A 25,269-nucleotide genomic window follows, 5' to 3' on the forward strand; every position below is an offset into this window, starting at 1 on the left:
GACGAACAATACCGGTCGGTTACTAGACCTTGAACCGCGCCACCATCTGATGCAGCGCCCCCGCCATCCCCGCCAAGTCGTGCCCTGCCGTCTCTGTATGCAATGCGCCCTGCAATACCTGCTGGGACAAACTACGAATCCCCACCAGGTTACGATCCACCTCCCGCGCCACCAGCGCCTGCTCTTCGGTGGCGCTGGCAATTAGCATGTTGCGCTCGTTGATCTGCGAAATAGACCGAGTGATCTCCTCCAACGCTTCCCCCGAACGCTGCGCCACGCCCAAGGTGGTCTGCACCCGCTCACTGCTGCTGTGCATCGCCGCCACCGCGTGTTCGGTGTCATGGCGAATATTGCCGATCATCTGCTCGATCTCCTGGGTCGAGGTTTGAGTGCGATGGGCCAGCGCACGTACCTCATCGGCGACCACGGCAAAACCGCGCCCGGCGTCCCCGGCGCGGGCCGCTTCGATGGCGGCGTTGAGGGCCAGCAGGTTGGTCTGGTCGGCAATGCTGCGGATCACCTCCAGCACGCCGCTGATGTCCTGCACGCGCACGGCCAGTTGCTGGATGCGTTCGCAGGTTTCCACCACGCCGTTGGCCAGGGTGTTGATCGACGCCACGGTTTGCTGCACCTGGGCCTGGCCGCGCTGGGCGGTCTGCTCGGACAGACGCGAGGCCTCGCTGGTGCTCACGGCATTGCGCGCCACTTCATCGACCGCGGCGGTCATTTGATTCACCGCCGTGGCGGCCTGTTCGATCTCTTGGCCCTGGGCCTGCAAGCTGCTGCTGGTCTGGCCGCTGACCGCGCTCAGCTCCTCGGAGGAGCTGGCCACGCCGTCCACCGACGCCGCGATGTGCCGCACCATCTGGTTCAGGTTCTGCTGCATCCGGTGCAGGTTGCGCATCACGCTGCCCTCGGCACTGTTGCCCACGGGCACCACAATGGTCAGGTCGCCCTCGGCGATATGGTTCAACACCCGCGCCGCTTCAGACGGCTCGCCGCCCAAGGGCCGGAGCACGCTGCGGGTAACCATCACCGCAGCCGTTATCACCAGCGCCAGGCACAGCACGAACAGCCCGAGCATGTTGCGCCGCGCCTCGTCATACAGGCTCTGCGCCGCCTGCCGGCGCTCGGCGAACACCTGGCCCTGCAGGGTCATCAGGGCATCCAGGCTCTTGAACACTTCCAGTTCGGCCGGCATCACCTGTTGCTTGAGCTGCGCCAGCCCCTGCTCGCGGGCGCCCTGTCTCGATCAGCGCCTGCACCTGGGTAAACGCGGCCACGTAGGCTTCACGATGGGTTTTCAAGGTGGCATACGCGGCCTTGCCTTCAGCGGTATCGAGCAGCGGTTCGAGGGCGCCGAAAGCGTCGGTGATGCGCTGGCGCGTAGTGCCGATGGCGGCCTGGGCCTGTGGGTTGTCCTGGTCGATCAGCAGGTCGCGGGTGTTGCGCCCGTTATCGCGCACACCGGTGGCAATCACCATGATCGGCGCGATTTTCGGCCAGTCCTGTTGCACGATCTGTTCCGATTGCTGCTTGAGGGTTGCCAGGTCGTGCAGGGCGTAAAACACCAAGCCGACCAGGGCCAACGGCGCAATCGCGAAACCGATGACAATGCGTTGAGCCGTGGTTAATTGCTTCATTCTGATATCCCTGATGAAAGCCTGCCCAACATGGGCAGCATCTATAAAAATCCTGTTGAGGGCGTGCATCACCCTCGCAGTACAAACGCGGGGAATAACGCCCGCAGTCGGCCCCATAGCTCGGGCAGTGCCGCCTGTACCGGCGCGCGCGCCAAGTGCGGGTCGAGCATGCTGGCCGTGCGCACCAGCTGCACGGCGAAACGCGTTACGCCACTGGCTTGCAAACGCTGGGCCAGCAGTAGCAGGCGGGCGGGGTCGATCAGGTGCCAGTGCACCGTGGTGCGGCATTCGTAGTCCACGCCACTGGCCAGCAAGGCCTCCAGGCTGCGCCAGTTGGCGGCGCCGCTGCCCTTGACCTGGGTGATCGAGCGGCAGTCTTCGGCCAGCGCCTTCACATCAAAACCGACCCAATCGGCATGGCGCAGCGCGTTGGCAAAACCGGTCGGTTTGATCCCCGCGCTGTGCAGGCCGACCCGAAACCCCATCGCGCGCACTTCATCCATGGCCGCCGGCAAGCCTTCCTGCAAGGTCGGTTCGCCGCCGCTGAACACCACGGCGTCGAGCAAATCCTGACGCCGTTGCAAAAACAGCAACACCCGGCGCCAATCCACCTCAGTGCTTGCGCGCGGCGGGATCAGGTCCGGGTTGTGGCAGTAACGGCAGCGCCAGGCACAGCCCTGGCAAAACAGCACGCAGGCAAGCATGCCGGGATAGTCGAGGGTGGTCAGGGGCACCAGGCCCCCGACCCGTAGCGCTCGACTCATTGGCGCCCGGCCACGGCGGCCGCTTCAGTGAAATGCACACGCTCCTTGTGCTCGGACTGTTTGCCGGGGTTGAAGGCCGACACCGGCCGGTGGTAACCCATCACCCGGGTCCAGACTTCGCAGCGCTGACGTTGTGGCTGGGATGTTTGCATGGTGTAGCTCCTTGAGGGTTGAAAAACGCTTTATCGCGCAGCGGCCAGGGCGAGCACTTCGTCGCACTTGGGGCAGAACTCATGTTCACCGGCCAGGTAGCCGTGCACCGGGCAGATCGAGAACGTCGGGGTGATCGTCAGGTACGGCAGGCGGAAACGTCCCAGGGCTTTGCGCACCAACTGCTTGCACGCCTGGGTCGAGGAAATCCGCTCGGCCATGTACAGGTGCAATACGGTGCCGCCGGTGTATTTGCATTGCAGTTCATCTTGCAGCTCCAGCGCTTCGAATGGGTCCTGGGTGAAGCCCACCGGCAATTGCGAGGAGTTGGTGTAATACGGCGCGACATCGCTGCCGGCCTGCAGGATGTCGGGGTAGCGCTTGCGGTCTTCCTTGGCGAAGCGGTAAGTGGTGCCTTCGGCCGGCGTGGCTTCGAGGTTGTAGAGGTGGCCGGTTTCTTCCTGGAACCGCAGCAACGTGGCACGCACATGGTCGAGCAGCTTGAGGGCAAACGCGCGGCCCTGCTCGGTGTGCATGCCCTGCTCATCGCCGCTGAAATTGCGCAGCATCTCGTGCATGCCATTGAGGCCAATGGTGGAGAAGTGATTGCGCAGGGTGCCCAGGTACCGCTTGGTGTAGGGGTAGAGGCCGGCGTCCATATGGTGCTGGATCACCTTGCGCTTGACCTCCAGGCTTTCCATGGCCATGTCCATCAGGCTGTCCAGGCGTTGCAGCAGGCCCGAGGTGTCCCCCTTGAACAGATAGCCCAGGCGCGCGCAGTTGATCGTCACCACCCCCAGACTGCCGGTCTGCTCCGCCGACCCGAACAGCCCGCCGCCGCGCTTGAGCAACTCACGCACATCCAGTTGCAGGCGACAGCACATCGAGCGCACCTGGTTGGGCTGCATATCGGAATTGAGGAAGTTCTGGAAATACGGCAAGCCATAGCGCGCGGTCATCTCGAACAGGCGGTCGGCGTTGTCGCTGTCCCAGGGGAAATCGTGGGTGATGTTGTAGGTGGGAATCGGAAAGGTGAACACCCGCCCCTTGGCATCGCCGGCCTGCATCACTTCGATATAGGCGCGGTTGATCAGCTCCATTTCGGCCTGCAGGTCGCCGTAGGCAAACGGCATTTCCTCACCACCGATCACCGGGATTTGCTCACGCAGATCCTCCGGGCAGACCCAGTCAAAGGTCAGGTTGGTAAACGGCGTTTGGGTGCCCCAGCGCGACGGCACGTTGAGGTTGTAGATGAACTCCTGCACCGCCTGACGCACCTGGGCGTAGCTCAGTTGGTCCTTGCGCACATAGGGCGCCAGGTAAGTGTCGAACGAACTGAACGCCTGGGCGCCGGCCCATTCGTTTTGCAGGGTGCCGAGGAAGTTGACCATCTGCCCCAGGGCGCTGCTCAGATGCTTGGGCGGCCCCGCTTCGACGCGCCCGGCAACGCCATTGAGGCCCTCGTGCAACAACGAACGCAGCGACCAGCCGGCGCAGTAACCGGCGAGCATGTCGAGGTCGTGAATATGCAAATCCGCCTCACGGTGCGCGCGGCCGATCTGCTGGCTGTAGACCTCATCGAGCCAATAATTGGCGGTGACCTTGCCCGACACATTGAGCACCAACCCGCCGAGGGAATAGCCCTGGTTGGCATTGGCCTGTACGCGCCAGTCTTCTCGGTCGAGGTATTCGTTCATCGAGGTGGCGACTTCCACCAGGGTCTTGCGGTCGCGACGCAGGCGCCCGTGTTGTTCGCGGTAGACGATGTAGGCGCGCATGGAGAGGAAGTAGCCGGCGTCCATCAGTACGCGTTCGACGCTGTCCTGGATCTGTTCGACGTCCAACTGCTCGATGCCCTTAAGGCGCGCGAGGACGGCGCCCAGCAGCAGGTCGACGTCGGTGGGTTGATATTCGCCGGTGGCGGTGCCGGCGGCGATCAGCGCCTGGCGGATTTTTTCGGGGTTGAAGGGGGCTATGCTGCCGTCGCGTTTGTGTAGGCGGGTGCTGACCAGCGGGGTGAGCGTGGGTTGCATTTTCAGGGCTCCAGGCACCACATATAGTGATTTATTAATGAGTAGACACAAGATGCAGTGAGATTACGGAAAACGGGGTGAGCGCCCCTTGATTGGGGTCAAGGTTTTTTGATTGGGGTATATCCGTTATTTAGGTAACGGCCGCCTATGGTTCCGCCCTTACGGCGGCTCACTTTTGAACAGCGCAAAAGTAAGCAAAACGCTCTTGCCCCAACACTCGGCACCTCGCTTAGGCTCGGTGTGCCGAACGCAGGCTTGAATCCGTGGGCCGCCGCCCCGCGCCATCCATGGCGCGGGGCGGCTAACCCGGCGTACTGCCGGGTTACCCACGGATTCAAGCCTGCGTTCGGCCAGCGTGTTTAATGGGGCGCCTGAGATCACGATCAAAAGCCAGATCAAAAACCAAAGCAGACTGAGGCCTATCTGATGTATGGAGATCAAAAATGTGGTAGGGGGCTTGCTCCCGATGGCAGTGGGTCAGCAACCGATGCATCAAGTGACACGCCCTCACCGGGAGCAAGCCCCCTCCTACATTGAGGCACCGCCCTACCCCCCACTCATGTTCATAAACCGCACCACCTGCACCTCCCCCGCCCCGGTAAAGTCATGCCGCAACGGCTTGCCCTTCAACCCACGAACCAACGCCTCGACCAACGGCCCATCGTCCAGCGGATAGCGGCGCAACAACCCTCGAAAATCCACCGCCTGCTCCTGCCCCAGACACAACAACAACTGCCCCTCCACCGTCATGCGCACGCGGTTGCAACTGCCGCAGAAGTTGTGGGAATTGGGCGAAATAAACCCGATGCGCGTTGCAGGGTGCTTTGCCAAGCGCACATACCGCGCCGGTCCGCCGCTGTTCTCGGTGCTGTCCACCAAACCATGTTCACGGGCAATCACCGCGCGCACTTCATCGCTGGAACAAAACGTCTCCCCGCGCGAGCGCCCCACATCGCCCAAGGGCATTTCCTCGATAAAGCTGATGTCGATACCTTGATCGATGGCATACCGCACCAACCCCGGCACCTCATCAAAATTGCGCCCCTTCATCACCACGCAGTTGAGCTTGACCCGTTCGAACCCCGCCTCCCGGGCCGCCTCGATACCGGCCAGCACCTGGCGCAGATCACCGTTGCGGGTGATCGCGCGAAAGCGTGAGGCGTCCAGGCTGTCGAGGCTGATATTCATGCGCTTGACCCCCGCCTCCACCAACGGCCGGGCCAATCGCGCCAACTGCGAGCCATTGCTGGTCATCACCAGTTCACGCAGCCCCGGCAACGCGGCGATGTTGCGGCACAAGCCGACAATGCCCGGGCGGATCAGCGGTTCGCCGCCGGTAAGGCGGATCTTGCGCACGCCCTGGCCGACGAACAACGCAGCCAGGCGCTGCAGCTCTTCCAGCGTCAACACCTGCTGGCGCGGCAGGAAGGTCATGTTTTTCGCCATGCAGTACACACAGCGAAAATCACAGCGGTCGGTCACCGACAAGCGCAGGTAATCGATGGAGCGGCCCACACCATCCACCAGGCTCATGTCACTGCACCAGCGGCGAGTCGGCGCCCTGCAGCGCGATGCCGCGAATGTCCGCCGCGCCGATCAGGGTTTGCAGGTACTGCACCAAGGCCTTCTGCCACACGCCCTGTTGCAGTTGCGTGCGAATGGCCACCGCCACCGCTTCATAGGGCAACGGCTGGCCTTCGATGCGCTGGTCGACGCTGATCACATGCCAGCCATAACGGCTCTCCAACGGTTTGCCGGCCAGGCCCGGCGCCAGGGTGAACAACTGGCGCTCCAGCTCCGGCACGGTCTGGCCTTTGCTCACCTGGCCCAGCGAACCGCCCTGGGCCTTGGACGGGCACGCCGAATACTTGAGGGCCAGTTCGGCAAACTGGCCTGGCTGCTCTTCCAGGCTCAGCAGCAAGACTTCTGCCTGGCTGTGCGCCAGATCGCGCGCCTCGATGTCGTCCGGCGCGCATTCGAGCAGGATGTGCCGCACCGCCAACAACGGCGCACTGTGAAAGCGCCCACGGTTGTTATCGAAGTAACGCAAGCAGGTGGCCTCGTCGCACTCGGGCACCGTGACCTCGCGCTCCAGCAACAAACGCGTGGCCGCTTCTTCTTGGTTTTCGCCGGGGGCAATGTCCCCCGCCAGGCCCAGCTCGGCAATCCGCTGCTGCAACAGCTCGCGGATCACCAGCGCACGGGCGGCCAGGTACACCGCCGCCTCGCGGCTTTCGGCCGGGTGATACTGCAACTCCAGGGCCATCGCCTCGGGCGTGACCGGCACGCCGTTGACGCTGATGATCGGCCATTCCTGCTCACTGCTGGCGATCAACTCAGGCTCAAGCGGCACTGCGACTTCAACCACCGCCTCTTTGGCCGACGAACCGCAACCGCCGCTGCCGCCATTGCCGCCACCACATCCGCATCCACTGCTCATGCTGTTCTCCTCACTTTTGCCGCACGATTTGATAACGACGCCCCAGGTACCAGATCGGTGCGCTGACCATGTGCACCAGGCGGGTAAACGGGAACAGCACGAACAGGGTCAGTCCCAGCGCCACATGGGCCTTGTAGATCAGCGACACCGGCGCGATCGACTCGGCCGCCTGCACCGGCCGCAACAGCACCACGTTCTGTGCCCAGTCGGCGAGCATCACCATCACCGAGCCGTCCATATGGCCGGTGGAGGCCACGATGGTCAGCAAGCCCAGCAGCAATTGCGCCAGCAGCACCAGCAGGATCAGGATGTCCGACGGGCTCGATGTCGCGCGCACCCGTGGGTCGCTCAGGCGCCGCTTGACCAGCATCAGCAAGCCCACCAGGCACAGCAGGCCGAAGAAGCCGCCGGAAACCATCGCGAGCAGTTGCTTGTTTTCGGTACTGATCACATGGTGGTAGACCGACGCCGGGGTGAGCAGGCCGACAAAATGCCCGGCCAGTACGAACAGCACGCCGATGTGGAAGAAGTTGCTCGCCACGCGCATGCCACGGTTGTTGAGCATCTGGCTGGAGCCGGCCTTCCAGGTGTACTGCGACAGGTCGAACCGCGCCCAACTGCCCAACAAACAAATGGCCAGGGCCACATACGGATACACCCCGAATACCAGCAAATTCCACTTAGACATTACCCACCTCCCCGGCCGGCACGCTGGCCTGGCCTTCTCGCTGAAAATCCACCCAATGCAACGGCACCGCGCTTTCTTCGCGGGCCTTGCCCGGCGCGCTCGGTAGCGAACTGCAGCGGTCCTGCTGTTCGGCATGCATAAAGTCCACCGCTTCCTCTTCCCAGATTTTGTCCAGGGCTTCGAGGGAGTCGTCGCGCGGTTCGGCGGCGACCTGGGCGCGCACTTCAGCCACGGCCTGGTGCGGCTCGGCACCGGCGATCTGCAACAGCGCACGCAAGCAACCGGCATAAGCGCTCTCACGCTCTTCCAGACGCGCGGCGAGCAATGCCAGCAGGTGCGCCACATCCGCCAGGCCCTCGCGGGCCTCGATGTCTTCGCGGGTGGACAAAAACTCCAGATACAGCGGGATATAGTCCGGCAGCTCCTTGACGCCGATGGCAAAGCCGGCCGCTTCGTACTGGGCCATCATGTCGACCATGGCCTGGCCACGATCGCGGGACTCACCGTGCACGTGTTCGAACAACAACAGCGACAACGAACGCCCCCGGCCAAACAGCGCGCCGTAGTGTTCCTGGCCGTCCATCAGGTCGTTGGCGCAGATCAGCTCCAGCAGCTCAAACAACGCGCCGCGCTGCTTGGGGCTGATTTCCCGCGATTCGATGATCGCCTGTTCCAATTCGTCGCGGCCGTTCACCAGGGTCTCGGTGGGGTAATCCAGCAGCAGCGAAATCACTTTGAGAATGCGCATGGCTCAGTCCTCCCAGATCTGTACGGTTTTGAGCACGTCGCGGCGGTTGGCCTTCTTGGCGCCGAACATGTTGGTGTCGGAGCTGCCGCTGCAACCGCTGCCGAAGCTGAACCCACAACCGGAGCGCTCGGCGAACGCGTCGCTCATGGCGTCTTCACGGTGGGCGCTGGGCACCACAAAACGGTCTTCGTAGTTGGCGATGGCCAGGTAGCGGTACATCTCTTCCACCTGTTCTACACTCAGGCCGACGTCTTCGAGCACTTGCAGGTCTTCGACGCCGTCCACTTGCTGGGAGCGCTTGAAGGCCCGCATCGCCAGCAGGCGCTTGAGCGCTCGCTTGACCGGTTTTTCATCGCCGGCGGTGAGCATATTCGCCAGGTAACGCAGCGGAATGCGCAGGCTGTCGACATCCGGGATTACCCCGTTCATGCCCACGGTGCCGGCGGCCGCAGCGTTCTGGATCGGCGAAAGCGGCGGCACGTACCAGACCATCGGCAAGGTGCGGTATTCCGGGTGCAACGGCAGTGCGAGTTTCCAGTCCACCGCCATCTTGTAGACGGGCGAACGCTGGGCCGAGTCGATCACCGACTGCGGTACGCCATCGGCCAGGGCCTGGCGGATCACCGCCGGGTCGTTCGGGTCGAGGAAGATTTCCAGCTGTTTCTCGTACAGGTCCTGCTCACTGGCGGTACTGGCCACCTCGCTGATGCGGTCGGCGTCGTACAGCAACACGCCCAGATAACGAATACGCCCCACGCAGGTTTCGGCGCACACGGTAGGCATGCCGGCTTCGATGCGCGGGTAGCAGAAGATGCACTTCTCGGACTTGCCGCTTTTCCAGTTGAAGTAGATTTTCTTGTACGGGCAGCCGCTGATGCACATGCGCCAGCCACGGCATTTTTCCTGGTCGATCAGCACGATGCCGTCTTCTTCGCGCTTGTAGATCGCGCCACTGGGGCACGAGGCCGCGCACGCCGGGTTCAGGCAGTGCTCGCACAGGCGTGGCAGGTACATCATGAAGGTGTTTTCGTACTCGCCGTAGATGTCGGCCTGGATCTGGTCGAAGTTCTTGTCCTTGCGCCGCTTGGCGAACTCGGTGCCGAGGATTTCTTCCCAGTTGGGGCCCCATTCGATTTTCTGCATGCGCTTGCCCGACACCACCGAACGCGGGCGGGCGGTGGGTTGGTGCTCGCCCAGGGGCGCGGTGTGCAGGTGCTGGTAGTCGAAGTCGAACGGCTCATAGTAGTCGTCCAGGCTCGGCAGGTCGGGGTTGGCGAAGATGTTCGCCAACACGCGGAATTTGCCGCCGATGCGCGGGTTGATCGAGCCGTTGGCGTTGCGCACCCAGCCGCCCTTCCACTTGTCCTGGTTTTCCCACTCTTTGGGGTAGCCGATGCCCGGCTTGGACTCGACGTTGTTGAACCAGGCGTATTCCATGCCTTCGCGGCTGGTCCACACGTTTTTGCAGGTGATCGAGCAGGTGTGGCAGCCGATGCATTTGTCCAGGTTCAGCACCATGCCGATCTGTGAGCGAATCTTCATCTCAGTTCTCCTCGATATCGGTCGGCAATGGGCGCGGCAAGTCATCGCCGCTGGAGCCATCGAGCCAGTCGACCTTGGCCATCTTGCGCACCACGACGAATTCGTCGCGGTTGCAACCGACCGTGCCGTAGTAGTTGAAACCGTAGGCCTGCTGGGCGTAGCCGCCAATCATGTGGGTGGGCTTGAGCACCACGCGGGTCACCGAGTTGTGGTGGCCGCCACGGGTCTTGGTGGTTTCCGAACCGGGTACGTTCACGATGCGTTCCTGGGCGTGGTACATCATCACCATGCCTTCCTTGACACGCTGGCTGACCACCGCGCGGGCGGTGAGCGCGCCGTTGACGTTGAAGCATTCGATCCAGTCGTTGTCCTCGATGCCGGCGCGCTTGGCGTCGATTTCCGAGAGCCACACAATCGGCCCGCCACGGCTCAAGGTGAGCATCAACAGGTTGTCGCTGTAGGTGCTGTGGATGCCCCACTTCTGGTGCGGGGTGATCCAGTTCAGCACGATCTCGGTCTCGCCATTGCTGCGTTTGCCCTTCACGCCTTCGATGGTGCGGGTGTTGACCGGTGGCCGGTAGCTCATCAACTGCTCGCCGAACGCCTGCATCCACGGGTGGTCCTGGTAGAACTGCTGGCGGCCGGTGATGGTGCGCCACGGGATGTTTTCATGGACGTTGGTGTAGCCGGCGTTGTAGCTCACGTGTTCATCCTCAAGCCCCGACCAGGTGGGGCTGGAGATGATCTTGCGCGGCTGCGCCTGGATGTCGCGGAAACGAATCGCTTCGTGGGCCTTGGAGATCGCCAGGTGGCTGTGGTCAATGCCGGTGAATTCCGACAGCGCGGCCCAGGCTTTCAAGGCGACCTTGCCGTTGGTTTCCGGGGCCAGGGACAGGATCACTTCGGCGGCGTCGATGGCGCTGTCGATTTTCGGCCGGCCGTGGCTGATGCCCGCAGCGTTTTCCTGATGGTTGAGCTCGCCGAGGAACTCGACTTCTTCATCGGTGTTCCAGTTGATGCCCTTGCCGCCGTTGCCGAGTTTTTCCAGCATCGGGCCCAGCGAGGTGAATTTCTTGTAGATGTTCGGGTAGTCGCGCTCCACCACTGCCATGTTCGGCGCGTTCTTGCCCGGTACCGGCGCCACACCGGCGCTTTTCCAATCGGTGCCGCCGAACGGCTGGGCCAGTTCGCCGACGCTGTCGTGCATCAACGGTACGGTGACCAGGTCTTGCTCCACGCCCAGGTGGCCGACCGACATGGCCGAGAACGCCTTGGCGATGCCCTTGTAGATTTCCCAGTCCGAACGCGACTCCCACGCCGGGTCGATGGCCGCCGACAACGGGTGGATGAATGGGTGCATGTCCGAGGTATTCATGTCGTCTTTTTCGTACCAGGTGGCGGTCGGCAAGACGATGTCGGAATACACGCAGGTGGAGGACATGCGGAAGTCCAGGGTAGTCACCAGGTCGAGCTTGCCGATGGCGCCGTCGTCGACCCATTCGGCTTCGGTGGGCTTGCTTTCGCCGCCAAAGCCGATGTCTTCGTTCATCACCCCGTTCTTGGTGCCCAGCAGGTACTTGAGCATGTACTCGTGGCCCTTGCCCGAGGAGCCAAGCAGGTTGGAGCGCCAGATAAACATGTTGCGCGGGAAGTTCACCGGGCTGTCCGGCTGTTCGCAGGCGAAACGCAGGCTGCCGTCCTGCCACGACTTGACCACGTAGTCTTTGGGGTCCATGCCCGCCGCTGCCGCATCACGGCAGATATGCAGCGGGTTGGTGTTGAGTTGCGGCGCGCTGGGCAACCAGCCGGCGCGTTCGGCGCGGATGTTGTAGTCCAGCGCATGGGTGGGGAACTGCGACTTGTCGGCCAGGGGCGAGAGCACGTCGTGCATGTTCATCTTCTCGTGGCGCCACTGGGAGCTGTGGCCGTAGAAGAAGCTGGTGCCGTTCATCTGGCGGGGTGGGCGGCTCCAGTCCAGGCCGAAGGCCAGGGGCAGCCAGCCGCATTGCGGGCGCAGTTTCTCCTGGCCGACGTAGTGGGCCCAGCCGCCGCCGGTCTGGCCCACGCAACCGCAGAGCATGAGCATGTTGATCAGCCCACGGTAGTTCATGTCCATGTGGTACCAGTGGTTCATCGCCGCGCCGACGATGATCATCGAACGGCCACGGGTTTTGTCGGCGTTGTCGGCGAACTCACGGGCGATCTGGATGGCTTTTTCGCGGCTGACGCCGGTGATCGCTTCCTGCCACGCCGGGGTACCCGGCACGCTGGCGTCGTCGTAGTCTCTGGCCACGTTGCTGCCGCCCAGGCCACGGTCGATGGCCAGGTTCGCGGCAGACAAGTCGAACACCGTGGCGACCTTGGCCACCGTGCCGTCGGCCAGGGTCACGCTGTGTACCGGCACGCGGCGGAACTGCACCGCATCGCCGGCCACATGCTGGAAATGCTCGTGGGCTTCACCGGCAAAATACGGGAAGGCCACTTCGGCGACGTCGTCACCGATCAGGCTGAGTTTGAGGTCGATGGCGCGGCCTTCACCGCCCTCCTTGGCGAGGATGTTCCACTTGCCCTTCTCGCCCCAGCGGTAGCCGATGGAGCCTTGTGGCGAGACCAACGCGCCGCTCTCATCGAGGGCGATGGTTTTCCATTCCGGGTTGTTGTCCTGGCCGAGGTTGCCGGTGAGGTCCGAGGCGCGCAGGAAGCGGTCGGGCTGGAAACCGGCGCCCGGTGCGAAGCCGCTCATGGGCTTGAGCATCACCAGCACCGGCAGGTCGGTGAAGCGCTTGGCGTAATCGGTGAAATACGCGCTCGGTTTATCCAGGTGAAACTCTTTGAAGATCACATGGTTGAAGGCCTGGGCCAACGCGGCGTCGGTGCCCTGCTTGGGGTTGAGCCACAGGTCGGTGAGCTTGGCCACTTCCGAATAGTCGGGGGTGATGGCCACGGTCTTGGTGCCCTTGTAGCGCACCTCGGTGAAGAAGTGTGCGTCGGGGGTGCGGGTCTGCGGGACGTTGGAGCCCCAGGCGATGATGTAGTTGGAGTTGTACCAGTCGGCCGATTCCGGCACGTCGGTCTGCTCGCCCCACACCATCGGCGAGGCCGGTGGCAGGTCGCAGTACCAGTCGTAGAAGCTCAGGCACACACCGCCCAGCAGCGACAGGTAACGCGAGCCCGCCGCGTAGCTGACCATGGACATGGCCGGGATCGGCGAGAAGCCGACGATGCGGTCCGGGCCGTATTGCTTGATGGTGTAGACGTTGGAGGCGGCGATGATCTCATTCACCTCCTCCCAGTTGGAGCGGATAAAACCGCCCATGCCGCGCTTGCTCTTGTACGACTCAGCCTTGACCTTGTCCTCGACAATGCTCGCCCACGCTTCCACCGGCGGCAGGGTCAGGCGCGCTTCACGCCACAACTTGAGCAGCGGTTTGCGGATCTTGGGGTACTTGAGCCGGTTGGCGCTGTAGATGTACCAGCTGTAGCTGGCGCCGCGCGGGCAGCCACGGGGCTCGTGGTTGGGCAGGTCGTTGCGGGTGCGCGGGTAGTCGGTCTGCTGGGTCTCCCAGGTGATCAGGCCGTTTTTCACGTAGATCTTCCACGAGCACGAGCCGGTGCAGTTCACGCCGTGGGTGGAGCGCACGATCTTGTCGTACTGCCAGCGCGAACGGTAGACGTTTTCCCAGTCGCGGGACTCTTTGCGGGTCTCGCCGTGACCGTCGGAGAATTCATTTTGCTTGCGGTTGAAGAACCGCAGTTGATCCAGTAAGTGACTCATGGTGCTTTCCTCATCAGGCGTGCCGTGGGGTGCGTTGCCCCGCGAATTCGTGGTCGATCAGCAGGGTGTGGCGCAGCCTTTGCGGGCGTACCACCACCAGGTCACGACAATGCAGCTCAGGTAGAAACCGACAAACATGTAGAACGCCATGGCCGGGCTGCCGGTGGCGGCCATGGACGTGCCGAAGGACTTGGGAATGAAGAACGCGCCGAACGCGCCCATGGCCGAGCTGAAACCCAGCACGGCGGCCGATTCCTTGCCGGCGTCTTTCAGGGCTTGCTCGCGCACCGCCGCAGGTTTGCCGGCGCTGGCTTGTTCATGCTGGGTACGGAAGATCACCGGGATCATGCGAAAGGTCGAACCGTTGCCCACCCCGGTGGTGATGAACAGCAGCATGAACATGCCGAGGAAGCCGTAGAAGCTGCCGCCCTGCCCGTTCTGCGGCAGAAAGTGCAGCACGCCGAACACCATCACGATCATCAGCACGAAGTTCCACAAGGTCACCCGCGCACCGCCCAGTTTGTCTGCCAGCCAGCCGCCCAGCGGGCGTACCAGCGCACCGACCAGCGGGCCGAGGAAGGCGAACTTGAGTGCTACCACATCCGGGAACGAGGTTTTGATCAGCAGCGGAAACGCCGCCGAGAAGCCGATGAACGAACCGAAGGTCGCCAGGTATAGCCAGCACATCAGCCAGTTGTGTTTGCGCTTGAAGATCACCGCCTGTTCGCTGAACGAGGCACGCGCACTGGACAGGTCGTTCATGCCGAACCAGGCCGCCACGGTAACGGTGAGAATGAACGGCACCCAGATAAACCCGGCGTTCTGCAACCACAACTGGCTGCCATCGGCCAGCGTCTGCGGTTGCCCGCCCATCAAGCCGAACACGCCGAACGTGATCACCAGCGGCACGCAGAACTGCATCACGGACACGCCCAGGTTACCCAGGCCGGCATTCAGGCCCAGCGCGGTGCCCTGTTGGGCCTTGGGGTAAAAAAGCTGATGTTGGACATGCTCGAAGCGAAGTTGCCGCCACCGAAACCGCACAACAAGGCGATGAGCACGAACACGCTGTACGGGGTGTTGGGGTCTTGCACCGCGAAGCCCATCCACAGCGACGGCAGCAGCAAGGAGGCGGTGCTCAGCGCGGTCCAGCGACGCCCGCCGAAGATCGGCACCATGAACGAGTAGAACACTCGCAAGGTCGCGCCGGACAAACCCGGCAGCGCGGCCAGCCAGAACAGTTGGTCGGTGGTGAAGCTGAAGCCGATGGCGTTGAGACGCACGATCACCGTGCTCCAGACCATCCACACGGAGAAGGCCAGCAGCAGCGCGGGAATCGAAATCCACAGGTTGCGGGTCGCGGTCTTTTTACCGCTGGCACCCCAGAACGCCGGGTCTTCAGGGCGCCAGTCGTGGATCACCGGGCCCGAGTCGGGCTTTTGCGCGATGGACATGTTCATTCTCCTTGGAGAGGTTGGGCGGTCTTGCCCATAAGCGGTTGCTTGCGAACTTCGCTGAAGTACATCCAGGCCAGGGACACCCAGACCACGCCGTACATCAACATGAAGCAGGAAGAGCGCACGCCGGTGAGGTCCACCAGGGCGCCGAACAGGATCGGCAGCACAAAGCCGCCCAGGCCACCGGCCAGGCCGACGATGCCGGACACCGCGCCCATGTTTTGCGGGTAGTCATTGGCGATGTACTTGAACACCGAGGCCTTGCCGAACGCGAAGGCGATGCCCATCACAAACAGCAGCACGGTGAACAGCGTGGCGTTGAGGCCGATATGAAAATCGAGGGGGCCGTTGACCGTCATGACCTGCAGTTGGGTCTGCGGGTAGCTGAGCAGGAACAGGCAGATCCAGCTCACCCACAGCACCCACCAGGTCACGCTCTGGGCGCCCCAACGGTCGGACATCCAGCCGCCTACCGCGCGCAATACGCCGCCGGGCAGGGAGAAACAGGCGGCCAGCAGCGCGGCGCTTTGCAGGCTGAAGCCGTATTCCTGCACGTAGTACTTGGTCATCCACAGCGCCAGGGCCACATAGCCGCCGAACACAATCGAGTAGTACTGGCAGTAGCGCCACACCGCCGGGTCCTTGAGGCACAGCAACTGCTGGCGCAGGGTGGCCCCGCCGGCGCTGCGGTGGGTTTTGTCTTCGCTGGTGAGAAACCAGAACAACAACGCGGTGATAAACAGGATCGCGCCAAACACCTTGGGCACCAGGTGCCAGGTGCCCAGGGCGATCAGCGCCGGGGCCAGAAACTTGGTCACCGCGGCCCCGGCATTGCCGGCGCCGAACACGCCCATGGCAAAGCCCTGGTTGCCCTTGTCGAACCACTTGGCGACATAGGCGATGCCCACCGAGAACGAGCCGCCGGCCAAGCCGACAAACAACCCCAGCACCAGGAACTGCCAATAAGCGGTGGCGTAGGTGATCAGGTACAGCGGCAGCACGCAGGCGAGCATCAGCAAAAAGAACACGATGCGCCCGCCGAAGCGGTCGGTGAGCAGGCCCAGGGGCAGGCGCACCAGTGAGCCGGTCAGCACCGGCGTGGCGGCCAGCAGGCCGAACTGGGTTTCGTTCAGTTGCAAGAGTTCTTTGATCGGCACGCCCAGCACGGCGAACATCATCCACACCATAAAGCAGACGGTGAACGCCAGGGTGCTCATGCCCAGCACCAGGCCCTGTCTCATACGGGGTTGAGTCACGGTATGCGCTCCAGAAAGTGATTCCATGAGCGCAGGTTAGGGGCGACACCCCCGTGGAACTTGACCCAGATCAACGTCGACCCTGGGGGTATGGGGCTATGCTGGCCCCGTCTACCTCCAAGGAGGTAGCCGCAACAACAAGAGAAAGCCTTTATTTATCAATGGATTGGTCTCTTGTGCCGGCTTTTATCCGTGGGAGGGTGCGCCGGCAACTCTTTAGAGGTAGGACGCCAGGGAAGGCCGTGTTCAGCCCTTTTTCCCATGCCCGGTACAACCATGCTGCTCGCCTGCCCCCTTCGATTACGCCGCCATGCTTGACTGGCTGCGCAGCTCCCTGCCGGCCCGCGCCGGCCTGGCCGTTATTCTGATCGCCGTCCTCGCCCTGGCCAGTTCCCTGAGCGCCGGCCTGATCGCGTGGTTCAGCCAGGGCGACGCGGCCGCGATCAACACCGCAGGTTCGGTGCGCATGGAAACCTACCACCTCAGTTGGAAACTCGCCGCCGGCGCACCGCCCGGAGAAATCGAGACCATCACCCAGAGCCTGCAAGGGCGCCTGGACAGCCAGTCCCTCAAGGCGGTGCTTGAAGACGGCCCGCGCAGTGCCCTGTTGCAGAGCTACCAGCAGATCCAGCAACACTGGCACGACGATCTGCGCCCGGCCTTGGCAAGCGGTAACCGTGAGCTGTTCCAGGCCAATGCACCGGCCTTCGTCGAACAGCTCAACCGGTTCGTCAGCCTGTTGCAGCAACACAGCGAACAAAAGCAAAGCTGGCAGCAAGGCATCCAGGGCCTGGCGCTGTTCAGCACCTTGATCATCCTGCTGCTGGGCCTGTACGAATTGCAGTACGGCGTAGTCAACCCCCTGGAAGAACTGGTGCACGCCACCCGGCGCTTCCGTGACGGCGACCTCAAGACCCGGGTCAACCACCGCTCCGAAGATGAGCTGGGGCAGTTGGCACTGAGCTTCAATGCCATGGCCGAGACCATCGAGGCGTCCCACCGCACCCTGGAAAGCCAGGTGCAACTCAAGACCCTCAACCTGCAACAAGCCAACGCCGCCCTCGAATTGCTCTACCAGAGCAGCAGCAGCCTGGCCACGCGCCTGGCCAACGCCGAAGGCCTGGATGAACTGATCCGGCGCTTCCAGACACGCCTGCCGGGCCTGCGCCTGTCGCTGTGCCTGCAAGGCCACTTCCTGGCACCGGCGCAGCAGATGCTCGCCCTGCACGGCGAGCACAGCCGCAATATCTGCGCGATTGGCGATTGCGCGACGTGCGAGCGTCACCACGTTGCGCCGCCGCAGGTGTTCAGCATCAGCAACCAGGGCGCCGAACTGGGCGAACTCAAGGCGCACTTCCTCGACGGCCACGCGCCCCAGGATTGGGAACAACAGTTGATCCAGGCCCTGGCCAACCTGATCGGCACCTCGCTGTCGCTCAAGCGCCAACGCGAGCAGGATCACCGCCTGCTGCTGCTCGACGAACGCACCATCATTGCTCGCGAGCTGCATGACTCCCTGGCCCAGGCGCTGTCGTACATGAAGCTGCAAGTGAGCCGCATGCAAACCCTGATCCGCCGTGGCGAACCGGTGGAGACCCTGGCCACCGTCACCGGCGAACTGCGCGATGGCCTGAACAACGCCTATCGCCAACTGCGCGAATTGCTCACCACGTTCCGTCTGCAGATTCACGACGCCGGGCTGGTACACGAGCTGTCGGACACCGCCGAAGAGTTCTCCCGACGCGGCGAATTCCAGGTGCACTTGCACGTGGAGGCGCTGGCCTTCCAGCTGTCGGCCAGCGAACAGATCCATGTGTTGCAGATCACCCGCGAGGCCTTGTCCAACTGCCTGCGCCATGCCCATGCGCAGAACGCCTGGCTGCAACTGCGCCAGGTCGGCGAAACCGTGAGCCTTTGCATCGAAGACGATGGTCGCGGCTTCTGCGGCGACGTCGACCGCCGCGAACACCACGGCTTGACCATCATGGACGAACGCGCGCGCAGCCTGCACGGCGACCTCGAGATCAACCCACGAGCGCCCCAGGGCACTCGCGTGCAATTGCGTTTCCAGCCGGAATTTCTCGGCCACTCCTTACAAGGCACCGCCCCATGAACACCGCCCCGCGCCACCGTATCCTGCTGGTCGATGATCACCCGATGATGCGCCACGGCATGCGCCAGATCCTCGAACTGGAAGACGACCTTCAGGTCGTCGGCGAAGCCGGCAACGGCCAGGAAGCCCTGGACCGGATCGACGCCCTGCAACCGGACCTGGTACTGCTGGACAACAACATGCCGCACATGAACGGCCTGGAAACCCTGCGCCGCCTGCGCGCCATGCACTATGGCGGCAAGGTGCTGCTCTTTACCGTCTCCGATGCCGAGGACGACATCCGTGATGCGCTGCGCCTGGATGCCAACGGTTACCTGCTCAAGGACATGGAGCCCGAGTTGGTGGTGGAGTTCATCCGTGATGCGCTGCACGGCGCCCTGGTGATCAGCCCAGGGCTGACCCGCGTACTGGCGCAGGCCCTGCGTTCGCCGCAACCCCATGCGGCGGTGGAATTGACGGAGCGCGAGCGCCAGGTGTTACGCACGATCGCCAGTGGGTACAGCAATAAGGTGATCGGGCATAAGCTGGGCATTACCGAGGGCACCGTGAAGGTGCATGTGAAGAACCTGCTGCACAAGCTGGGGTTGCGCTCGCGGGTGGAAGCGGCGGTTTGGGCGATGGAGCATTTGCGGCAGGTGGGGTGAGGCTTTTTGCAAATTTCACTGGGGTTGTGCGGTGTTTGAACTGGCCCTATCGGGAGCAAGCCCCCTCCCACAGTTGATTTGTGAATACAGGCAAATGTGGGAGGGGGCTTGCTCCCGATAAGGCCCTTGCGGTCACAGATGACTGACTGCGCCGGCCATATGCTCGGAAATCCGCGCCCGTAACCAGCGCTCCGCCGGGTCGTTGTCATGCACCCCGCTCCACACCATCGACAACTCCGCCGCATCAATTGCAAACGGCGGGTCCTCGGCACGCAACGCCGTGCCCTCGGTCAAGGCACACGCCGCGTAATCCGGCACCGTCGCGATGATCTGCGTGCCGGCCAGCAGCGCCCGCAACCCGCTGAACTGCGGCACGGCCAGCACCACGCGCCGCGCACGGCCGATGCGCGCCAGGTCGAGGTCGATATTGCCGCTCAAATCGCCCGAGAACGACACCATCGCGTGGGGCCTCGCGCAGTAATCGTCCAGGCTCAGCGGTTCGACGCCGTCATCGCCACGCAGGACCTTGCACGGGATGTCCCGCAGCTTCTTGCGCTTGGCATTCGCCGGCAGCTCAGTGGTGTAGCTCACCCCCACCGAGATCTCGCCGCTGGCCAGCAACGCCGACATCAGCAGGTAGTTGGCGCGGCGCACCACCACGACGATCCCCGGTGCTTCTTCGCGCAGTTGGCTGAGCAACGGCGGGAACAGACCGAATTCGGCGTCATCGGACAGGCCGATGCGAAATACCGCACAGCTGGTAGAAGGGTCGAAATCCTTGGCGCGGCTGACCGCGCCTGAAATGGTGTCCATCGCCGGCTGCAACTCCTTGAGTATCGCCACGGCACGCGGCGTGGGCTCCATGCCCCGCCCGTTGCGCAACAGCAACGGGTCGTCGAACAGATCGCGCAGGCGCCCCAGCGCCGCACTCACCGCCGGTTGGCCCATGAACAGCTTTTCGGCGACCCGGGTCAGGTTCTTCTCGAACATCAAGGCTTCGAAAATCACCAACAGGTTCATGTCGACGCGGCGCAGGTCGTTGCGGTTCATGGCGGTATCCAAACGGTTATCAAGCCGCCAGATAAGCACGCATGACGCGGCGGCGATTGCACGCCTGTGCTGTCTTTTCCTGCACCGCACCTGGCGAAATTAACAACGATTAACTCGTCAGCCGGACGGTCGGGCAACAAGATAAGCACGCTCTACACTGGATCCATTCACCGGGAACGCTCCCATCGACTGCGGATATCTGTCATGGCCCGACTTGAGTACTGTGCCCCCCGTTTGCCCACCACCGGCGGGCTGTGCCCCCGACGCGAACGCATTGCCAAGCAATTGATCCTGGCCAACCTCGGCGAAAGCCTGGCCATTGCCGACCTGGCCCAAGCCTGCGCGCTGTCGCGCAGCCATTTTTCCCGCGCGTTCAAGTGCACCACCGGGCTGTCGCCCCAAGAGTGGATTCGCCAGCAGCGTATCCAGCGGGCCAAGGAGCTGATTACCGGTTCCGAACTGAGCCTGACGCAAATCAGCCTGGAGTGTGGATTCTGCGACCAGGCGCACTTTTGCCACATGTTCACCCGCAGCGAAGGCGTCAACCCGATGACCTGGCGAAATCACCAATTACGCAACAAGCCCCAAGTGATCGCCGCCTAGTGGTCTGCATGCGCCTGGCATATGCTGGCCGCCTACTGTCCCCGGAGCATGGCCACCCATGAGTGACCTCAGCGACCAAGCCGTGCATTTCGGCCCCTACCGTGTGCATCCGCGCCAGCGCCTGGTGCTGGAGGCCGGGCGCCCGTTGCGCCTGGGGCGGCGGGCGGTGGATATCCTGCTGGTCCTGCTGGAACAGGCCGGCAATGTGGTGAGCAAGCAGGACCTGATCGCCCGAGTCTGGCCCAGAAGCGTGGTGGAAGACGGCAACCTGCGCGTGCACATGGCGGCGCTGCGCAAGGCATTGGGCGATGGCCAGGCCGGGCAGCGCTATATCGTCACGGTGGCCCAGCGCGGCTACAGTTTTGTTGCACCACTGAGCATCGAACCGATGACGCTACCCACCGAAGGCGTGCCGCAACGCCCGAGCCATAACCTGCCGTTGCGGCGCACCCGCATGATCGGCCGCCAGGCCCTGATCGACAGCCTGGTGCAGCAGTTGCCCGCGCAACGCTTCATTACCCTGACCGGCGCCGGCGGCATCGGCAAGACCACCGTCGCATTGCGCGTGGCGGAATTGCTGATCGGCAATTACCGCGATGGTATTCGCCTGTTGGACCTGGCGCCGCTGAGCACGCCGTCGATGATCCTGCCCAACCTCGCCAGCCTGCTCGACCTGACCCACACCGAACACGCACCGCTGGTGACCTTTGCCCGCAGCCTGCACGAGCGCCAGTTGCTGCTGGTGATCGACAACTGCGAGCACCTGCTGGACGACATTGCGCTGATCTGCGAAACCCTGCTGCGGCATGCGCCCAGCGTGCATATCCTGACCACCAGCCGCGAAGCATTGCGGGCCGAAGGCGAATACGTGCAGCGCCTGGAACCGCTGGCCTGCCCGCCCACCACCGGCAACCGCGCCCAGGCCCTGGGTTACCCGGCCCTGCAATTGCTGATCGAACGGGCGATGTCCCATCAGGACAGTTTCGCCCTCGGCGAAGCCGAACTGCCCCTGGCGATTGACATCTGCCAGCGCCTGGACGGCATACCCCTGGCGATCGAACTGGTGGCGGCGCAGATCGAACGTTTCGGCCTGCCCGGGCTGCTGGTGCAGATGGAAGACAATTTCCGCCTGCTGACGCGGGGCCGACGCAGCGCCCTGCCCCGCCACCAGACCTTGCGCGCCACGCTGGATTGGAGCTTCGACCTGCTCACCGGCTGCGAGCAGGTCTGCCTGCGCCGCCTGGCGGTGTTTCGCGGCGGGTTCAGCCTGGCCAGCGCCGCGGCGGTGATCGCCGGCGAGCAGATCGCGCCCGCCGAGGTACTCGGCTCGATCACCCAACTGGTGGCCAAGTCCTTGCTTAATGTGGAGGCCGCCGATGACGACATGGTGTACCGCCTGCTGGACATCACCCGCACCTACGCCCTGGAAAAACTCAGCGTTGCCGATGAGCTGGACGCCACCCGCGAGCGCCACGCGGCGCGCTGCCTGGCGTTGATGGAGCAAGCCCAGGAGGATTGGCACCAGACCGCCACCCAAGCCTGGATCGACCGCTATGCCCCGTTACGCGAAGACGTGCGCGCCGCGCTCGACTGGGGCCTCGCCGAAGGTGGCGAGCACCTGTTGGCGATCCGCCTGACCGTCAGCGCAATGCCTTTGTGGCAAGAACTGTCATTGCTCAGGGAGCACGGGTTGTATGTGGGCAAGGCGCTGGCACTGCTAGGCACGGTGATCGCGCCGTGCCCGCGCTTGAACATGCAACTGCAGTTGGCGCTGGGCAGCCTGTCTTATCACGCCGTGGGTGGCGCGGCGCAGACCATCGCGGCGTTTGTCGACGCCCGGCGCCTGGCCGATGAGCGCCAGGATCTTTCCGGACAATTGCGCGCAGTCTCCGGGCACATGGCGGTGAACCTGTGTGCCGGCCTCTATCGCCAGGCGCTGGAACAGAGCCTGCAATTCGATCACCTCGACCCGCGCACCGATCCGCTGCTGGACCTGAGCGCCCAGCGCCTGCGCGTACTGGCCCAGCACTTCACCGGCAATCAGACGCTGGCCCGGCAGAACGCCGAGCAGGTGATCCAGCGCATGGCCCAGAGCGGCCACCTCAACCGGTTTGGCCACAGCATCGGCGTGCAATACGACCAGAGCGTGGCTTCGCTGACAGTGCTGGCGCGGATCCTGTGGCTGCAAGGCTTTCCCGAACAGGCTTCGCGCACCGCCAACCAGGCGCTGGAACTGGCGCTGCAAATCAATCACGGCACGTCCATCTGCTACACCCTGGCCCTGGCCGGCGTGGTGATCGCGCGTTACAACGACGACGCCAACACTGCCCACACCTTGCAAGCGCTGCTGCTCGAACATGCCCACAAACATTCGGTGCAGTTGTTCCAGACGTGGGCGGGGCATTACGCAGGCATCCTCGGCCACCGCGATTTGCAGGGCATGGGGATTGTCCAGGACATCCTGATCACGTTGGGCGTGCATGAAGTTGACATGGCCGGGGTCGAACGCGCTCGCCAGGGTGACGCCGGCTGGTGCGCCCCGGAAGTCCTGCGGGTGTATGCCGAACACGCTCTGGCGGACGACCCCAGCGGCGCGCAGGCACTGCTGCTCGAAGCGCTGGACCTGGCACGCCAGCAAGGCGCGCTGGCCTGGGAGCTGCGCTGCGCGGACTCATTGGCAAGGCTATGGCAAACCCAGGGTCGCGTGCAGGCGGCGCGCGATCTGCTGAGTGCGGTGTATGCGCGATACACCGAGGGTTTTGCCACGCGCGATCTAGTCCGCGTACGCAGCCTGCTCGATGAGCTGCAGGACAAACGGCCGGCCTGAAAACGGCCCCGGGTAATGCCCGTCGCCCTGCTGCAGGCGCGCCACTTGCCGGGGGTCACGCAGTTGCGCCAGGGCGTAGCTGCGCATGCAATGCAGCAAGCGATAACGTTCGGGGCCAAGGCCAGGCTCCACCGCCAGCAACGACATGTCGACCAGCCGCCCGAGCACATGCGCCAAGTCGGCATGCTCAAGCTCGGTGCCCGCCACCAGTTGGCTCAAGGTGGGCAACGTCACCGCCATCTTGAACAAGCCCAGTTGCAGGAACAGCCAGCGCTGCGGCAGGCTCAGGCGCTCGTAGCTCCAATCCAGCGCCGCCGTGAACGATTGATGACGCTCCACCGCCGTGCGCCGCCCCCTCGTCAACACTTGCAGGCCTCGGCGCAGTTGTGCCTGCAAACCATGCACGCCCAAGGCGTGAACTTGGGCGGCCGCCAGCTCAAGGGCCAAGGGGATGCCATCCAGCCGTCGACAGATATCGCGCAACGGCGCCAGCTCCTGGGGCCGCAACACAAAGCCCTGCTGCCCGGCACGCGCCCGCGCCACGAAAAGTTGCACGGACGGGCACGCCAGCGCGTGCTCGACGCTGCCCAACGCCGACGGTGCCGGTACTGCCAAACGCGGTACGCGTTGCACCCATTCGCCAGGCGCATGCAAGATTTCGCGGCTACTGAGCAACACCGTGACCTGGGGGGCGTTTTCGCGCAGCACGCGCAGCAGATGCCGGCAGGCCGCGAGCAGCAGGTCGGCACCGTCGAGTATCAACAACAGTTGGCGCGGGGCCAATTGGCGGCACAGTTCGGTGGCGTCGGTGCATGGCGCCAACTGCAGCGCGCTTGCAACGTGCCGCAACATCGCAATCGGCGCATGTACGGTGGCCAGATCGACCCACCACACACCGTCGCGATAACGCGGCAATACGCGCTCGGCCAGCGCCTGGGCCAGGCTGCTCTTGCCCACGCCGGCGCAACCGGTAAGCGTCATCAGCCGTTGCCCGGACAGACGCCGTACCAGCACGCCCAGCAGCTCGTCGCGGCCGAGCACCGGGCTGAGGCGCGCGGTCAGATTGTGTGGCGGTATCACGACCGGCACCTGCCCGTGTACGGATGCGGCGAAGCAATACCCTCGCTGGGGGTCGTTGATGATGAAGCGTTGCCCGCCAAGGGCACGGCGCAAGGCGGCAATGTGCACGCGCAGATTGCCTTCCTCCACCACGCTGCACGGCCAAACCCGTTCGATCAGGGTGGCCTTGCCGACAAATTGTCCCGGTGCTTCGAGCAGCACCGCCAGGATATCCAACGCCCGTCCCCCCAAGGGCACCGGCCAGCCCGCCTTGCTGACCAGCCGTTGTTGGCGGTGAAAGGCATACGCCCCGAAACGCAGCGTGCCTTCAGCGTCAGTTGCCTGGGGGTTGTTCATGGCTGCAATCGCGCTGAAACACCCGGTCTTGGGCGTCCGCGCATCCTTTTCCGTGGGCTCGCCGTTATCTTGCCAGTTACCAAAGACAGGGCAATGCTGGCACGGGGAGCGACACGGACA

At 63.7% G+C, this 25,269-nt stretch carries 16 protein-coding genes and 2 pseudogenes; 4 read left to right on the forward strand and 14 right to left on the reverse strand.

What is annotated here, in order from left to right:
- Positions 1–22 precede the first annotated feature (22 nt).
- The 12 genes and pseudogenes from AB4O25_RS06655 to AB4O25_RS06710 form a co-directional block, all read right to left on the reverse strand.
- On the reverse strand, positions 23–1,201 hold the full coding sequence (locus AB4O25_RS06655) for a methyl-accepting chemotaxis protein (protein WP_460150670.1): 1,179 nt from the start codon (positions 1,199–1,201) through the stop codon (positions 23–25).
- Positions 1,101–1,643: an MCP four helix bundle domain-containing protein gene (locus AB4O25_RS06660; RefSeq protein WP_460150671.1), complete on the reverse strand. Its 543-nt coding sequence runs from the start codon at positions 1,641–1,643 to the stop codon at positions 1,101–1,103. Before AB4O25_RS06660 ends, AB4O25_RS06655 begins: the two co-directional genes overlap by 101 nt.
- A 68-nt stretch (positions 1,644–1,711) precedes the next feature.
- Complete coding sequence (locus AB4O25_RS06665; protein ID WP_217855112.1) at positions 1,712–2,407, reverse strand: anaerobic ribonucleoside-triphosphate reductase activating protein; 696 nt, start codon at positions 2,405–2,407, stop codon at positions 1,712–1,714.
- Positions 2,404–4,590 (reverse strand): annotated as a pseudogene (locus AB4O25_RS06670) (ribonucleoside triphosphate reductase). Before AB4O25_RS06670 ends, AB4O25_RS06665 begins: the two are co-directional and overlap by 4 nt.
- 546 nt (positions 4,591–5,136) lie before the next feature.
- Positions 5,137–6,123 carry a GTP 3',8-cyclase MoaA gene (moaA, locus tag AB4O25_RS06675; RefSeq protein ID WP_068935825.1) on the reverse strand — a complete coding sequence of 329 codons (987 nt, stop codon included), beginning with the start codon at positions 6,121–6,123 and terminating at the stop codon, positions 5,137–5,139.
- Between the two features lies 1 nt (position 6,124).
- Positions 6,125–7,030: a peptidylprolyl isomerase gene (locus AB4O25_RS06680; RefSeq protein ID WP_460150672.1), complete on the reverse strand. Its 906-nt coding sequence runs from the start codon at positions 7,028–7,030 to the stop codon at positions 6,125–6,127.
- Between the two features lie 10 nt (positions 7,031–7,040).
- Entirely contained in the window at positions 7,041–7,718 is a 678-nt protein-coding gene (gene narI, locus AB4O25_RS06685) for a respiratory nitrate reductase subunit gamma (RefSeq protein WP_116077954.1), read from the reverse strand.
- Positions 7,711–8,466 carry a nitrate reductase molybdenum cofactor assembly chaperone gene (gene narJ, locus AB4O25_RS06690; RefSeq protein ID WP_460150673.1) on the reverse strand — a complete coding sequence of 252 codons (756 nt, stop codon included), beginning with the start codon at positions 8,464–8,466 and terminating at the stop codon, positions 7,711–7,713. Before narJ ends, narI begins: the two co-directional genes overlap by 8 nt.
- Positions 8,467–8,469: 3 nt before the next feature.
- On the reverse strand, positions 8,470–10,008 hold the full coding sequence (gene narH, locus AB4O25_RS06695; protein WP_017527366.1) for a nitrate reductase subunit beta: 1,539 nt from the start codon (positions 10,006–10,008) through the stop codon (positions 8,470–8,472).
- A 1-nt stretch (position 10,009) separates the two neighbouring features.
- Positions 10,010–13,783 (reverse strand): nitrate reductase subunit alpha, encoded by a 3,774-nt coding sequence (locus AB4O25_RS06700; protein ID WP_460150674.1) that lies wholly within the window; start codon positions 13,781–13,783, stop codon positions 10,010–10,012.
- A gap of 57 nt (positions 13,784–13,840) precedes the next feature.
- Positions 13,841–15,237, reverse strand: a pseudogene (locus AB4O25_RS06705) (NarK family nitrate/nitrite MFS transporter).
- Positions 15,238–15,239: 2 nt separating this feature from the next.
- A complete protein-coding gene (locus tag AB4O25_RS06710; protein ID WP_017527363.1) occupies positions 15,240–16,481 on the reverse strand; it encodes an MFS transporter in 1,242 nt (413 codons plus the stop codon).
- A 325-nt stretch (positions 16,482–16,806) separates the two neighbouring features.
- Between AB4O25_RS06710 and AB4O25_RS06715 the strand changes: the two genes are divergently transcribed.
- Both AB4O25_RS06715 and narL read left to right on the forward strand, forming a co-directional pair.
- Positions 16,807–18,609, forward strand: coding sequence for a HAMP domain-containing protein (locus tag AB4O25_RS06715; RefSeq protein WP_460150675.1), 1,803 nt, complete (start codon positions 16,807–16,809; stop codon positions 18,607–18,609).
- Positions 18,606–19,253, forward strand: a complete 648-nt coding sequence (gene narL, locus AB4O25_RS06720) for a two-component system response regulator NarL (protein ID WP_017527361.1) — start codon at positions 18,606–18,608, stop codon at positions 19,251–19,253. Before AB4O25_RS06715 ends, narL begins: the two co-directional genes overlap by 4 nt.
- Positions 19,254–19,385: 132 nt before the next feature.
- On the opposite strand, the gene AB4O25_RS06725 is transcribed toward narL, so the two are convergent.
- Complete coding sequence (locus tag AB4O25_RS06725; protein WP_460150676.1) at positions 19,386–20,303, reverse strand: LysR family transcriptional regulator; 918 nt, start codon at positions 20,301–20,303, stop codon at positions 19,386–19,388.
- Positions 20,304–20,507: 204 nt separating this feature from the next.
- On the opposite strand from AB4O25_RS06725, the gene AB4O25_RS06730 reads away from it, so the two are divergent.
- Positions 20,508–20,906, forward strand: coding sequence for a helix-turn-helix domain-containing protein (locus AB4O25_RS06730; RefSeq protein ID WP_065878795.1), 399 nt, complete (start codon positions 20,508–20,510; stop codon positions 20,904–20,906).
- 58 nt (positions 20,907–20,964) lie between these two features.
- On the forward strand, positions 20,965–23,733 hold the full coding sequence (locus tag AB4O25_RS06735; RefSeq protein ID WP_460150677.1) for an ATP-binding protein: 2,769 nt from the start codon (positions 20,965–20,967) through the stop codon (positions 23,731–23,733).
- Here AB4O25_RS06735 and AB4O25_RS06740 read toward each other — a convergent pair.
- Entirely contained in the window at positions 23,680–25,149 is a 1,470-nt protein-coding gene (locus AB4O25_RS06740) for a winged helix-turn-helix domain-containing protein (RefSeq protein ID WP_217855118.1), read from the reverse strand. The two genes, AB4O25_RS06735 and AB4O25_RS06740, sit on opposite strands and share 54 nt — an antisense overlap.
- Positions 25,150–25,269: the final 120 nt, after the last annotated feature.

Source organism: Pseudomonas sp. S3_A03 (assembly GCF_054668275.1).

What these genes read in the sequence shown, in the direction of transcription:
- AB4O25_RS06700 (WP_460150674.1), bottom strand. Translation starts at nt 13,783, where the DNA reads ATGAGTCACTTACTGGATCAACTGCGGTTCTTCAACCGCAAGCAAAAT.
- narJ (WP_460150673.1), bottom strand. Translation starts at nt 8,466, where the DNA reads ATGCGCATTCTCAAAGTGATTTCGCTGCTGCTGGATTACCCCACCGAG.
- AB4O25_RS06715 (WP_460150675.1), top strand. Translation starts at nt 16,807, where the DNA reads ATGCTTGACTGGCTGCGCAGCTCCCTGCCGGCCCGCGCCGGCCTGGCC.
- AB4O25_RS06665 (WP_217855112.1), bottom strand. Translation starts at nt 2,407, where the DNA reads ATGAGTCGAGCGCTACGGGTCGGGGGCCTGGTGCCCCTGACCACCCTC.
- narI (WP_116077954.1), bottom strand. Translation starts at nt 7,718, where the DNA reads ATGTCTAAGTGGAATTTGCTGGTATTCGGGGTGTATCCGTATGTGGCC.
- narL (WP_017527361.1), top strand. Translation starts at nt 18,606, where the DNA reads ATGAACACCGCCCCGCGCCACCGTATCCTGCTGGTCGATGATCACCCG.
- AB4O25_RS06680 (WP_460150672.1), bottom strand. Translation starts at nt 7,030, where the DNA reads ATGAGCAGTGGATGCGGATGTGGTGGCGGCAATGGCGGCAGCGGCGGT.
- AB4O25_RS06710 (WP_017527363.1), bottom strand. Translation starts at nt 16,481, where the DNA reads ATGAGACAGGGCCTGGTGCTGGGCATGAGCACCCTGGCGTTCACCGTC.
- AB4O25_RS06740 (WP_217855118.1), bottom strand. Translation starts at nt 25,149, where the DNA reads ATGAACAACCCCCAGGCAACTGACGCTGAAGGCACGCTGCGTTTCGGG.
- AB4O25_RS06655 (WP_460150670.1), bottom strand. Translation starts at nt 1,201, where the DNA reads ATGCCGGCCGAACTGGAAGTGTTCAAGAGCCTGGATGCCCTGATGACC.
- AB4O25_RS06735 (WP_460150677.1), top strand. Translation starts at nt 20,965, where the DNA reads ATGAGTGACCTCAGCGACCAAGCCGTGCATTTCGGCCCCTACCGTGTG.
- AB4O25_RS06660 (WP_460150671.1), bottom strand. Translation starts at nt 1,643, where the DNA reads ATGAAGCAATTAACCACGGCTCAACGCATTGTCATCGGTTTCGCGATT.
- moaA (WP_068935825.1), bottom strand. Translation starts at nt 6,123, where the DNA reads ATGAGCCTGGTGGATGGTGTGGGCCGCTCCATCGATTACCTGCGCTTG.
- AB4O25_RS06730 (WP_065878795.1), top strand. Translation starts at nt 20,508, where the DNA reads ATGGCCCGACTTGAGTACTGTGCCCCCCGTTTGCCCACCACCGGCGGG.
- AB4O25_RS06725 (WP_460150676.1), bottom strand. Translation starts at nt 20,303, where the DNA reads ATGAACCGCAACGACCTGCGCCGCGTCGACATGAACCTGTTGGTGATT.
- narH (WP_017527366.1), bottom strand. Translation starts at nt 10,008, where the DNA reads ATGAAGATTCGCTCACAGATCGGCATGGTGCTGAACCTGGACAAATGC.